This window comes from Salegentibacter salegens, from assembly GCF_900142975.1.
GTDB classification, from domain to species: domain Bacteria; phylum Bacteroidota; class Bacteroidia; order Flavobacteriales; family Flavobacteriaceae; genus Salegentibacter; species Salegentibacter salegens.
The window spans coordinates 2,416,680-2,429,426 of sequence record NZ_LT670848.1; the positions used below are offsets into that span (position 1 = coordinate 2,416,680).

At 37.8% G+C, this 12,747-nt stretch carries 10 protein-coding genes; 3 read left to right on the forward strand and 7 right to left on the reverse strand.

Annotated elements, in window-relative coordinates:
* Positions 1 to 5: 5 nt before the first annotated feature.
* Both B5488_RS10790 and B5488_RS10795 read left to right on the forward strand, forming a co-directional pair.
* Entirely contained in the window at positions 6 to 1,454 is a 1,449-nt protein-coding gene (locus B5488_RS10790; protein ID WP_079735270.1) for a sensor histidine kinase, read from the forward strand.
* A 20-nt stretch (positions 1,455 to 1,474) separates the two neighbouring features.
* Entirely contained in the window at positions 1,475 to 1,897 is a 423-nt protein-coding gene (locus tag B5488_RS10795) for a response regulator (RefSeq protein WP_079735271.1), read from the forward strand.
* On the opposite strand, the gene B5488_RS10800 is transcribed toward B5488_RS10795, so the two are convergent.
* The 6 genes from B5488_RS10800 to gdhA form a co-directional block, all read right to left on the reverse strand.
* Positions 1,894 to 2,517, reverse strand: a complete 624-nt coding sequence (locus B5488_RS10800; protein ID WP_079735272.1) for a lipoprotein signal peptidase — start codon at positions 2,515 to 2,517, stop codon at positions 1,894 to 1,896. The genes B5488_RS10795 and B5488_RS10800 overlap by 4 nt on opposite strands.
* A gap of 160 nt (positions 2,518 to 2,677) precedes the next feature.
* Complete coding sequence (locus B5488_RS10810; protein ID WP_070053052.1) at positions 2,678 to 3,061, reverse strand: TraR/DksA family transcriptional regulator; 384 nt, start codon at positions 3,059 to 3,061, stop codon at positions 2,678 to 2,680.
* Between the two features lie 4 nt (positions 3,062 to 3,065).
* Complete coding sequence (gene ileS, locus B5488_RS10815) at positions 3,066 to 6,467, reverse strand: isoleucine--tRNA ligase (protein WP_079735274.1); 3,402 nt, start codon at positions 6,465 to 6,467, stop codon at positions 3,066 to 3,068.
* Positions 6,468 to 6,612: 145 nt separating this feature from the next.
* Positions 6,613 to 9,018 (reverse strand): TonB-dependent receptor, encoded by a 2,406-nt coding sequence (locus B5488_RS10820; protein WP_079735275.1) that lies wholly within the window; start codon positions 9,016 to 9,018, stop codon positions 6,613 to 6,615.
* The gene (gene recO, locus B5488_RS10825; protein WP_079735276.1) at positions 9,019 to 9,738 is read right to left on the reverse strand and encodes a DNA repair protein RecO; all 720 of its coding nucleotides are present in this window, start codon (positions 9,736 to 9,738) and stop codon (positions 9,019 to 9,021) included.
* Positions 9,739 to 9,821: 83 nt separating this feature from the next.
* Complete coding sequence (gene gdhA, locus B5488_RS10830; protein ID WP_079735277.1) at positions 9,822 to 11,165, reverse strand: NADP-specific glutamate dehydrogenase; 1,344 nt, start codon at positions 11,163 to 11,165, stop codon at positions 9,822 to 9,824.
* A 203-nt stretch (positions 11,166 to 11,368) separates the two neighbouring features.
* Between gdhA and B5488_RS10835 the strand changes: the two genes are divergently transcribed.
* The gene (locus B5488_RS10835; RefSeq protein ID WP_079735278.1) at positions 11,369 to 12,148 is read left to right on the forward strand and encodes a THC0290_0291 family protein; all 780 of its coding nucleotides are present in this window, start codon (positions 11,369 to 11,371) and stop codon (positions 12,146 to 12,148) included.
* On the opposite strand, the gene pncA is transcribed toward B5488_RS10835, so the two are convergent.
* The gene (gene pncA / locus B5488_RS10840; RefSeq protein WP_079735279.1) at positions 12,135 to 12,746 is read right to left on the reverse strand and encodes a bifunctional nicotinamidase/pyrazinamidase; all 612 of its coding nucleotides are present in this window, start codon (positions 12,744 to 12,746) and stop codon (positions 12,135 to 12,137) included. The two genes, B5488_RS10835 and pncA, sit on opposite strands and share 14 nt — an antisense overlap.
* Position 12,747 lies beyond the last annotated feature (1 nt).

The window sequence follows — 12,747 nt, forward strand, 5'->3', positions numbered from 1 at the left end:
CTTTAATGCTAAACGACCTTCAATTAAACAGCATTCTTGAAGATTTTGATATCGCCTACTGGAAGATCAATCTTCTGAACAAAGAGGTGAGCTGGTCAGAACATTTTGACACCCTTGTGGGTACACCCGAATTTTCTGAATCCCATTTTGAATATTTTCTAAAAGAAATTCTGCACCAGGATTATCGCTACGATTTCAGGCTTTATTTTGATAAACTTACCGAAGAAAATGAAGCTTTCAGCATTGAACTTAAATTAAAGCTGAACAATGGAAAATACCGTTGGTTTGAATGTCGCAACTTAAAGAATAAAGAAAATAATAAGGAAATCGCAGTGCTTCTTTTCGTTAATATTCATCAGAATAAACGCGATCAGTACACCATTGAAGAAAACTTCTTTTATTATCGCGAAACCGCGCAAATGACCAATACCGGGGGTTGGTACATAGACACACAGAATAAAAATATTTATTGGGACAATGTGACCAAAAAAATAATTGGGTGCCCCCTGGACTATCAACCACCCTATGACGAACATTTACGATTTTATGCTCCCGAGGATCACCCAGAAGTCACCTCGGCTTTCAGTAAATGTGAGAATTACGGTATTCCGTTTAAGGTTGAATTAAAAATGAGAAATCTTTACAATAAAGATTTTTGGGTACGAGCCACCGGAAAACCCGTTTATGACGAAGAGCAAAATATTGTAGGAATCAGGGGAGTCTTTCAGGATATTAATGACCAGAAAATAAATGAATTGAACTTACAGAATTCCCTGGATATTATTGCCACTCAAAATTCCCGCTTATTTAATTTCGCACATATTGTCTCCCACCATTTACGCTCCCACAGCAGCAACCTTTGTCTAATTGTAGATCTATTAAAAGACGCCAAAACCGATAGAGATAAAATTGAATTAATCCCCAATGTAGCCGATATTTCTGAAAATCTGGATTTGGCTATAAATCAACTGAATGATATTGTAAATAAACAATCAATTTTACGCAAAGAACGCAGAATTGTTTCCTTTGAAAATGCATTAAGTGGGGTAATGGCTTCAACTTCATCTTTAATTAATCGAGAAAATGCAAAAATTGTAGCTGAATTTCACGCCCTAAAAGAAATTAGCTATATCCCTGAGTATCTTGAAAGTATTTTACTAAATTTAATTACAAATGCCATTAAATATAAACATCCGGGTAGAAAACCGGTAATTTATATTCAGACCTATGTGAAGAATGACACTCCATTTTTGGAAGTTAGTGATAACGGTTTGGGCATTGACCTGGATCAATATGGTGACAAGATGTTTGGGATGTATAAAACCTTTCATGAGAACCTGGATTCCCGTGGAATTGGACTTTTTATTACTAAAAATCAAGTGGAAACACTTGGAGGTTCAATTTCGGTAACCAGCACTGTAGATGTAGGCACTACATTTAAAATTAAATTTTAAAAAACAAAACACTAATTCTCATGGGGCAAAAAGTAGAATTGGCGTGTATTATTGACGATGACAAAATATACGTGAACCTGGTTAAGAAGATTATTGAAATTAAAAAACTTTCTAACAATCTTCTCATTTTTAAAAACGGTATGGAAGCCTTAGATCATTTTAAATTGATCCTGGAAAATGCTTCCGAAGAAAAACTTCCAGACATTATCTTTCTTGATATTAATATGCCGGTTATGGATGGCTGGGAATTTCTAAATGAATTTATTAAGATAAAGAATAACTTCGAAAAGAAAATCACGCTTTACGTGGTGAGTTCCTCTATAGATCCACGAGATCTGGAACGCGCAAAATCTTTTAATTTGGTTACCGATTACCTAATTAAACCAATAGAATTGAAGAAATTTGAAAAGATTTTTGACCGGAACGGTCATGCAGCCGCTTAATTATTTTCTTTAGTGTTTTCCTCTTCTTTGGGGAAAGCACGCTTATTAAAAAGCAGCAGTAAAATCACACCCGCGCTAATTGCGGTATCGGCTATATTGAAGACCGGTTCAAAGAATGTGAAATAATTACCACCCCAGAAAGGAATCCATTCGGGTAAATTGCCCTGCCATAGCGGGAAGTAAAGCATATCTACCACCTTACCGTGAAATAAGGTGCCGTAGCCGCCGTGTGCCGGCATGAACTCAGCTATTTGACCATAACTATCGTTAAATACAATTCCGTAGAAAACAGAGTCTATAATATTTCCAAAAGCACCTGCGAAAATTAAGGCTATCGCGGTTATTAAAATCCTGGAACCATTTTTTCTAACCGAATCCCATAACCAGTAGCCAATACCAACTATTGCTACCAATCTAAAGAGCGTAAGAAAAAGTTTTCCATATTCGCCAGGGATCTTGGTTCCCCAGGCCATGCCTTCATTCTCTACAAATAAAATCCTGAACCAATCAAAAACCGGTACTTCCTCGCCAAGCGAAAAATTTGTTTTGATATAAAATTTTGAAATTTGGTCTATTAAAAGTACCAAAACGATTATAACACTCGCTTTTTTTAAGGACATGAACTCTGTGGAATTTAAGAACGCCGCTAAAATACTAATATTATTTAGTTTTTACGCGGCTAAAAATCAGCTTATCGTAAGCAAATTCATTAATTATTCAAATAAAAACGCCCCAAAGCATAAGCAAAGGGACGCTGTATACATAAAATCCAGAAAGCTATTATTTCTGCATATTTTTAGCTTCAATACTTAAGGTAGCGTGCGGTACCAGTTTTAAACGCTCTTTAGCGATTAATTTCCCGGTTACACGGCATATTCCGTAGGTTTTATTCTCAATACGGTTTAATGCATTTTTGAGGTCACGAATAAATTTTTCCTGCCTAATAGCCAATTGAGAGTTCGCTTCCTTACTCATCGTTTCACTACCTTCTTCAAAAGCCTTAAATGTGGGTGCGGTATCGTCTGTACCGTTGTTTCCATCATTTTTATAAGCATTCTGGTAAATTTCCAATTGCTCCTGCGCCTTCGCGATTTTGCCTTTAATCAGGGCCTTAAACTCAGCTAATTCGGCATCGCTATACCGTTCTTTTACTTCAGTTGCCATAATTCTAATGTTTTTTAATAAACATTTTGGTGGTAATATCGTCAAAAGCCACCTCGGCTCCTTCAGTAACCACCTCCGCAAATTCGAGACTTGCAGTTAATGTTTCATTCTTAATATAGGTTATATTTTGGTTAACGGCATCCTCGACAATACCGTCTCTTTGTAGGGTCACTTCAATAGTATCGGTAACTTCAAAGCCAGAATCTTTTCTCATATTCTGTATTCTGTTTACCAATTCCCTGGCAATTCCTTCTTTTTTCAATTCTTCAGAGATACTAACGTCTAAAGCTACGGTAATATTACCACTACTTGCCACTAACCAGCCTTCAATATCCTGGGAAGTAATTTCTACTTCTTCAGCAGCTAATTTAATCATTTCTCCGTTAAGGTTTATCGCAATATTGCCATCCTGCTCTATCATTTTAATATCTTCGGAAGTCAATTTATTTATCTCATTGACTACCAGCTTCATATCCTTTCCAAATCTTGGGCCAAGAACCTTAAAATTTGGTTTTATTTGCTTAACCAGCAATCCTGAAGCATCATCTATAAGCTGAAGTTCTTTTACATTTACTTCAGACTTTATCAAGTCTTCAACCGCCTGAATTTCTTCACGTTGCTGTTCGTCAAGCACCGGAATCATTACTCTTTGCAGCGGTTGTCTTACCTTTATCATTTCTTTCTTTCTAAGCGATAATACCAATGAAGAAATGGTTTGAGCTTTCTCCATTTTTCGCTCTAAAGATTTATCAACAAACTTATCATCATACTTTGAAAATTCAGCCAAATGTACCGATTCAAAGTTTTCTTTTTGTGTACTCTTGTTTAAGTCTTTGTAAAGCCTGTCCATAAAGAACGGCGCCACCGGCGCTCCCAGTTTAGCCACTTCAACTAAACAGGTATAAAGGGTTTGATATGCTGAAATTTTATCTTGCTGATAATCGCCTTTCCAGAATCTTCTTCGGCTTAAACGCACAAACCAGTTACTAAGATTTTCCTGAACAAATTCTGAAATAGCCCGGGTTGCACGGGTTGGTTCATAATCGGCATAGAATTTATCTACTTTCTCGATTAAAGTATGTAATTCTGAAAGGATCCAGCGATCTATCTCTGGTCTTTCTTCCAACGGAACATCCTCTTCTTTATAGGTGAAATTATCAATATTCGCATATAAAGTGAAGAAAGAATACGTGTTGTAAAGTGTCCCGAAAAATTTACGGCGCACCTCAGCTATTCCTTCAATATCAAATTTTAAGTTATCCCAGGGATTGGCATTAGAGATCATATACCAACGTGTCGCATCGGGACCAAAAGCAGCCAATGTTTCAAAAGGATCTACCGCGTTCCCAAGACGTTTGGACATTTTTTGTCCGTTTTTGTCTAAAACGAGTCCGTTAGATACAACGTTTTTATAGGCTACGTCATCAAAAATCATCGTAGCAATAGCATGTAGGGTATAAAACCATCCGCGGGTTTGGTCAACGCCTTCGGCTATGAAATCGGCCTGGCGTTCTCCTTCTTCTACTTTTTCCTTATTTTCAAATGGATAATGCCATTGCGCATAAGGCATAGAACCAGAATCGAACCAAACATCTATAAGATCGGCTTCGCGTTTCATTGGTTTTCCGGAATCTGAAACAAGCGTAATTTCATCAACCACATTTTTATGAAGATCTACCAGATCGTAGTTTTCTTCACTCATATTTCCGGGCTCAAAACCTTCAAAAATATCTTTATCCATAAAGCCGGCTTTAACCGACTTCGCCATTTCTTCTTTCAATTCTGCAATAGAACCAATTAGCTTTTCTTCTTTCCCTTCTTCGGTTCTCCAAATTGGCAACGGAATTCCCCAATAACGACTTCTGGATAAATTCCAGTCGTTCGCATTGGCAAGCCAATTTCCAAAACGGCCTTCACCGGTAGATTTTGGTTTCCAGTTAATGCCTTTATTCAATTCGTGCATGCGCTCTTTGAATTCGGTCACTTTTATGAACCACGAATCCAACGGATAATACAAAATAGGTTTATCGGTTCTCCAGCAATTTGGATAGCTGTGAACATATTTTTCTACTTTAAAAGCACGATTTTCTTCTTTCAGTTTAATAGCCAATTCAACGTCTACAGATTTCTCTGGCGCCTGCCCTTCGTCATAATATTCGTTCTTCACATACTTCCCGGCAAATTCGCCCATTTCTGGTCTAAATTTACCCTGAAGATCTACCAACGGAACAAGGTTTCCATTTTCATCTTTCACCAATAATGGCGGAACTTGAGGTGTAGCTTGTTTAGCCACCATCGCATCGTCTGCACCAAAAGTTGGTGAAGTATGCACAATCCCGGTACCGTCTTCTGTAGTCACAAAATCTCCTGAAATAACGCGGAAAGCATTTTCAGGATTTTCTGCAGGTAATGCATAAGGCAACAACTGTTCAAATTTTATCCCAACAAGATCCTTTCCTGTGAAAGTTTCCCCGATTAAAAATGGGATCTTTTTATCGCCTTCATTATAAGCTTTAAGTTCCTCTTCGGTTTCAACTTCTGTAAATTTTTTATCGAATTGAGCCTTAGCCAGTGCCTTCGCAACCAAAATAGTGATTGGCTTAAAAGTGTACTGATTATAAGTTTTTACTGAAACATATTCAATTTTTGGCCCTACAGTTAATGCGGTGTTAGAAGGTAAGGTCCATGGCGTGGTGGTCCAGGCGATTAAAAAGGCCCCTTCCAGGCCCTTTTCAACCGAAGCCGCTGAAGCATCAGTAATTTTAAACATGGCCGTAACTGTGGTATCGGTAACATCCTGGTAAGTTCCAGGTTGGTTAAGTTCGTGAGAACTTAGTCCCGTCCCTGCTTTTGGCGAATACGGCTGGATGGTGTAGCCCTTATAAATAAGGCCTTTTTTATAAATTTCAGAAAGCAGCCACCAAACTGTTTCCATATATTTTGATTTATAGGTAACGTATGGATCTTCCATATCTACCCAATAGCCTATTTTTTCGGTAAGGTCGTTCCACACATCGGTGTAACGCATTACCGCATTTTTACAGGCTTCGTTATATTTTTCTACGGAAATTTTGGTCCCAATATCTTCTTTGGTAATCCCCAGCTCTTTTTCAACTCCAAGTTCTACCGGCAGCCCGTGTGTATCCCAACCGGCCTTACGTTTTACCTGGTATCCTTTCTGGGTTTTATAACGACAAAAAATATCTTTAATGGCTCGCGCCATCACGTGGTGAATTCCTGGAAGCCCGTTCGCAGAAGGTGGCCCTTCAAAAAACACAAACGGTTCTTTGCCTTCCCGTGTAGAAACGCTTTTTTCAAAAATATCGTTCTCCTTCCAGTAACTTAAGATTTCTTCAGCTACTTTTGGTAAGTCAAGTCCTTTATATTCAGGGAACTTATTGCTCATTTTTTCAAAATTTCCAATGAGTCGCGAAAATAATCAATTTTAAGAAAAGAGCGGGTTAGAAAAACGGAAAAAGCTAACCCAAAAGAAAACTAATCAGTATAAAAACCTCACAGGTTTTGAAAACCTGTGAGGTTTAGAGTTCTTTTTAAAAACTATACCTCAGTGCTAAAATTAAATTTCTACCTGCAGCAGCAATTCCAGAAGAATAAGTTCGGTAACGCTGGTCGGTAATATTTTCTAAGGAAGCGGTTGCCAGCAAGTTTTTACTAAACTCGTATTGGCCGGTTAAATTTAGGCTATACCAGGAAGGCGAATAAGGATTCCCGTTGTCATCTATGGCGTATAAATAGGCTTTGCCCTGTTCTGAGGGAGCTAGATCTTCATAATCGAATTGCCCATTATATTCAGCAAAAAGGTCGAATTTCAATCTTTTTTTGTGCCATATTAAATGTGTATTTCCAAATATGGGAGCTGCGTGGCGTAATGCCGCGGTAGAACCATCTTCCTGCTCTTCTTTTCCTTCAGTAATACTTATTTGGGAACTGAATCTTAGCGCGACCGATAAATCAATTTCTATCCCACTCTCAAAACCATAAACGTGCGCTTTCGCTGTGTTCTGAATCGCCTGCACCCGGCTTGGTTCTCCCTGGTAATCTATTTCGGTTTCTCCATTTAAGTTGAAATCCCTGCGCACCATAGCATCATTTAAATAAGTATAAAATGCGGTCGCGATAAAACTAATATTTTCGGCAGGCTTCCAGTCAAAACCAAGTTCACTACTGTAGGCATATTCAGGTTTTAAGTCTGGATTTGGGACAACAACGGCACCAGGTTCAGAATCGAAAATTTTTCCCACATCATCTATATTTGGCGCCCTAAAAGCTGTAGAAAGATTTAATCGCCAACCAATAAACCTATTTTGCTGCCAGTTAATTCCCGCGCTCCCCGTTAAAGCTCCGGTATTAATATTGGCTTTCTGAAATGGAAAATCATATAAATTCTCATCAAAATCAGCATCTACCAAAATATGATTATACCGAAGTCCAGATTGAAAAGAAAGATCTTCCTGAATTTTCCATTGATAAGTTGTATACGCCGCAATTGATTGCCAGGTAGAACCATCTGGATATCGTGAAGCAGTGATGTTCTCTTCTTCGGTTAAAATATTTTCTGTAAATCCTGTAGAATTCACCTTATTAAAAACATATTCGGCTCCATAAAATAAACGGCTCTTCTCAAAAGTCTTTTCAAAATCAAAATTAACCGAATACGCATCTACATTTTCTTTGGTGTTGTATAACCAATCCTCGCCAAAATCACGATTATGACGGCTTTCTTCAAAAAATTGATAAGCAGCTGTCATTTGGGCTTTATCATACAATGCTCCGTCTCCCTTTTTATTGATCTTAAAATTCCCCATAAACCATTCTTGAGGACCATAATACCATTCTGCCGAACGCAAATTACCATCACGCTTTCGGTAAAGACGGTCAAATCTTGGAAAATCTGATGTTGTAGAATAGATAAGACCTAAATTTAGATCCCAATCTTTGTGAGGCATAAATTTTACTTTCTGCAGTAAATTAACCTGTTGATATCCAGTTGGTTTTTGCATCTGTGGGTTATCATTTGGAACTATTACATCTTCCCCATTTCTTCGCACGGCATATTCGTTTCGCAAATATTCATCGGGGCCATGAGATCCCATTCTCAAATCATCGAAATCTGAAAAGCTAACACTGCTTAAAAACGCCCAATTTTCCAATCCAATGTTCACATCGGCATGAACAGTTTTTTCGTTATTGGCAGAAGCGTAACGAGAATATGCGCTCCCTGAAACCGCGGCTTTTTCACCAAAAGAAAACTTCGGTTTTAAAGAATAAAAGTTCATCACACCGCCAATGGCATCACTTCCATAAACTACCGAGCCCGGCCCCAGGATTACTTCGGTCTTTTCTACCGCAAGTGGATCTATAGAAATTATATTTTGAAGATTTCCGCTTCTAAAAATGGCAGTATTCATTCGTACTCCATCCACGGTAATTAAAAGCCTGTTGGTTGAAAAACCACGAATCATAGGACTCCCGCCGCCTAGTTGACTTTTCTGAATAAAAACCTGTCCGCTGCTTTCTAAAAGATCGGCTGAAGTTTGCGGACTGGCCATAATAATATCATTTGCTGAAAAACTGACTATCTTCTGCGGAATTTCATCTTTATTCATTTCAAATTTCGCCACCGAAAGTACTACCTGCTCCAACTCATTATCATTGCTTTTTAGATAGACCTTATTTTGGTTTTGAATAACCTGGGATTTCTTGAGACTTCTATTAGAATAATTTACGTGCGAAAAATGTATAATTTCATCGCGGTTAAATGCTGAAATATCGGCTTTACCACTAAAATTAGTAAGTGCACTTTTGGTCTTTGATTCATTGTAAATGGCCACGCTGGCAAGAGGTTCCTGGTTATCTTCATCCAAAACCTGTATCTGCTGGGCGTAGATACTATTAACCATAAAAAAAAGGAGAATTACTCCTGTTAGACTTCGCATTTAGCTAAAGATTTCGTTAAGCACAGCAAGCGATTTTGGTTTCTTAAAACCTTCAATATGCAGCTCATAATATAAAAGTAGCATACTTAGAAAATTCGACCGACTTTGCTGATTTAGTTTTACCATATTCAGGGCATCAAAATTTATGCCTAATAACTGGCGTAAAACCGCAACATTTTGGCCTTCTATACAGTAATTATTGATGCTATTTATTTCAAAAACCCCATCTAAAAGGTTAAAGTAAGTGAGTTCTTTAGAAGAAGCATCGGGGTAAAAACCAAGATAACGGGTTAAATTTAGCAGAAATAAAAGATGAAAATTAGCGATTTTATCGTGCAGATCCAGCCACATCAGTGAATTTTCAAGATAATTAAACAACTGCGGATTAGTTTCTTCTTCCCGAATGGCATTTTTTAAAACTTCAGCCAAAAACATAAGCATCGCGCCTTTCACCATATTGGTATGTAGGCTGGTATAAGTATGCAGCACCTTAGCATCTTTAAGATACTCCATTTTCCCCTGGTTGCGATGATTCGCCACGATCTCTAACTGGGTAAGCAACTGGAACTGCGAAGCTTTAAATTTTCCTTTTTTAGATTTCAGCACTCCTTTAAGCATATAGGTTTTTAAGCCATCGCTATAGGTATAGGCTTTCACGATCAAATCGGCCTCGCCGTATTTTAAAGCACTAATTACAATGGCCGGAGTGGTAACAAGCATTTTTTAGAAAATTATTTCTTCCGAAGATAATTAAAAAAGGCCGCTAAAAAAGCGACCTTAATTTTATCAATAAATAGCATAAATTAAACTACTCCCTGGGCAAGCATGGCATCGGCAACTTTTACGAAACCGGCAATATTTGCTCCTTTCACGTAGTCTATATAACCATCTTCTTCGGTTCCAAACTCAACACAACGATCGTGAATATCGTTCATAATCGCGTGAAGTTTGCTATCTACTTCTTGCGAAGTCCAGTTATATCTCATAGAATTCTGACTCATTTCTAAACCAGAGGTTGCCACACCACCAGCGTTAGAAGCTTTACCAGGAGAGAAAAGAATTTTTGCTTCTTTAAATACCTCTACGGCATCTGGAGTACAGGGCATATTAGCGCCTTCGCCAACACACATACAGCCATTCTCAACTAATTTCTTAGCATCAGCTTCTTTTAGTTCATTTTGCGTTGCACAAGGAAGCGCTACATCACATTTCACGCCCCATGGGGTTTCTCCTTCAAAATATTTAGCTGAAGGATATTGATCTACATATTCACTAATTCTACCACGTCTTACATTTTTAAGATCCATGATAAACTGAAGTTTTTCTGCATCAATTCCGGCTTCATCATAGATATAACCTCCAGAATCACTCATTGTTAAAATCTTCGCTTTAAATTCCAGGGCTTTCTCGGCAGCATATTGCGCTACATTTCCAGATCCTGAAACCACTACTGTTTTCCCTTCAAAAGATTCGCCTCTTGTTTTTAGCATATTTTGTGCAAAATATACATTCCCATAGCCTGTAGCTTCAGGACGAATAAGAGAACCTCCGTAAGAAAGTCCTTTTCCGGTTAAAATTCCTGTGAATTCATTTTGCAATCTTTTATACTGGCCAAACATATAACCAACCTCACGTGCACCAACACCAATATCTCCCGCAGGAACATCGGTATCTGCTCCAATATGGCGATAAAGTTCTGTCATAAAACTCTGGCAGAAACGCATTACCTCATTGTCTGATTTTCCTTTGGGATCAAAATCAGACCCTCCTTTTCCACCACCCATTGGCAAAGTAGTAAGGCTGTTTTTAAACACCTGCTCAAAAGCAAGGAATTTAAGGATACTAAGGTTTACGGAAGGGTGAAAACGCAAGCCACCTTTATAAGGCCCGATTGCTGAATTCATTTGAATTCTAAAGCCACGATTCACCTGAATATTACCTTCATCATCTAACCAGGAAACCCTGAACATAATTACACGTTCTGGCTCTACCATACGCTCTAAAAGCTGCATGTTCTGATACTTTTTATTCTCTTCTATAAAAGGAATAATTGTTTCAGCAACTTCGTGCACGGCCTGCATGAATTCGGGTTCATTTTGATTCCTTTTTGATACTTTATCTAGGAAATCTTGAATATTTTGTTCCATATTATGTGATACTTCAAATAGTTTATAAAAAAAGCTGTGTTTTGTACTGCAAATATATGAGTTCTATAAAAAACGACCTCAAATTTTTATGTTTTCATATAAAATTAACGTCTTACTTTCAACGATTTATAAATCAAATATTTTATCTAATTTTTTGTTAAAGTAGTTTTTATATATTTGTTGCACCCTCCAAGCCTGAACTAATGCATAATTGCAAGATATTAATAGCTTTTATAGTTTTTACATACCTCTTTCAGGGAAAGGGTTATGCCCAGTTTGGTATTGCGCATGAAATTGGCGTAAAAGCCGGGCCTGCTTCATTTTTTACTGATTACGGGGAACGCTGGAATGTAAGAAATAACCTTAACAATGCGGGCTACGGAATTGGAATTTCACATTATATGAATTTCGCATATAAAACCGATTGCCATTATTCGCAAGCCACTTCTTTTTTTACCAATCACTTTAGAATTAGGAACGAACTGGATTATTTCTACTCCAAATTAGAGCATTATGGTCCTGTTGCCAGTAAACCCACCCTTGGCGGCCAATTACTAAGAGCAATGCACGGGGAAAGTGAAATTATTGAAGGCGGAATACATTTGGAATATCACCCTTTTCGAATTCGCGATTTTACGCATTCGGGTTATATGTTTTCTCCTTATATAAGCCTGGGCGGCCATTTTGTTTCTTATAAAGCTGACGCCTATTCTGATTTAGGATCATTAGAAAACGAAAAAAATGTATTTCCTACTTTTGTAGACGGGATGAACTTTGACCGTGGCAGCACTTATTCTATAATTGGCGGACTGGGTGTACGGTACCGCCTGGGATTTAGGCATGATCTTTTAATTGAAGCCCGTGGGCAATATTATGGAAGCGACTGGCTTGACGGATTAAATATTGCCGCACCACAAAATAAATTCAATGATTATATTTTTTGGGTTAATGTAGGCTATGTGTATTATATTAATTTTCAATAGCTCCTGAAGCAATAATTTTTCCTCCCAATTCCTTTAATTCAGCTTTTGCTTTTTCGAAATCTTCTTTATTTAGAGCCCTCGTAGCATCTTCTATTATTGTAGCTTTAAAACCTTCTTTTATAGCATCTTTAGCGGTAAAATGAACACAAATTTCAGCCGCTAGCCCGCAGAAATAGAGATCTTCTGCTTTTTTTTCCTTTAAATAGCCCGAAAGTCCCGTAGATTTTAGATGTTGATTATCGTAAAAAGCGCTGTAGCTGTCTATTTCAGGATTGGTTCCTTTTCTAAAGATGGCTTCAATTTTTGAGGTTTTCAAATCCTTATGAAACTCAGCGCCTTCGGTATTTTGAACACAATGCTCGGGCCACATTACTTGTTCAATTCCATTTAGGTCTATAGTTTCAAACTCCTTTTCTCCTTTATGGCTGCTGGCAAAACTGGCGTGGCCGGTTGGATGCCAATCCTGGGAAGCAATTACCAAATCAAATTTCTCCTGTAGCTTATTAATTACAGGGATAATCTCATCTCCATTAGGAACGGCAAGTGAGCCACCGGGCATAAAATCGTTTTGAGGATCTATAATAATCAAGGTTTTCATA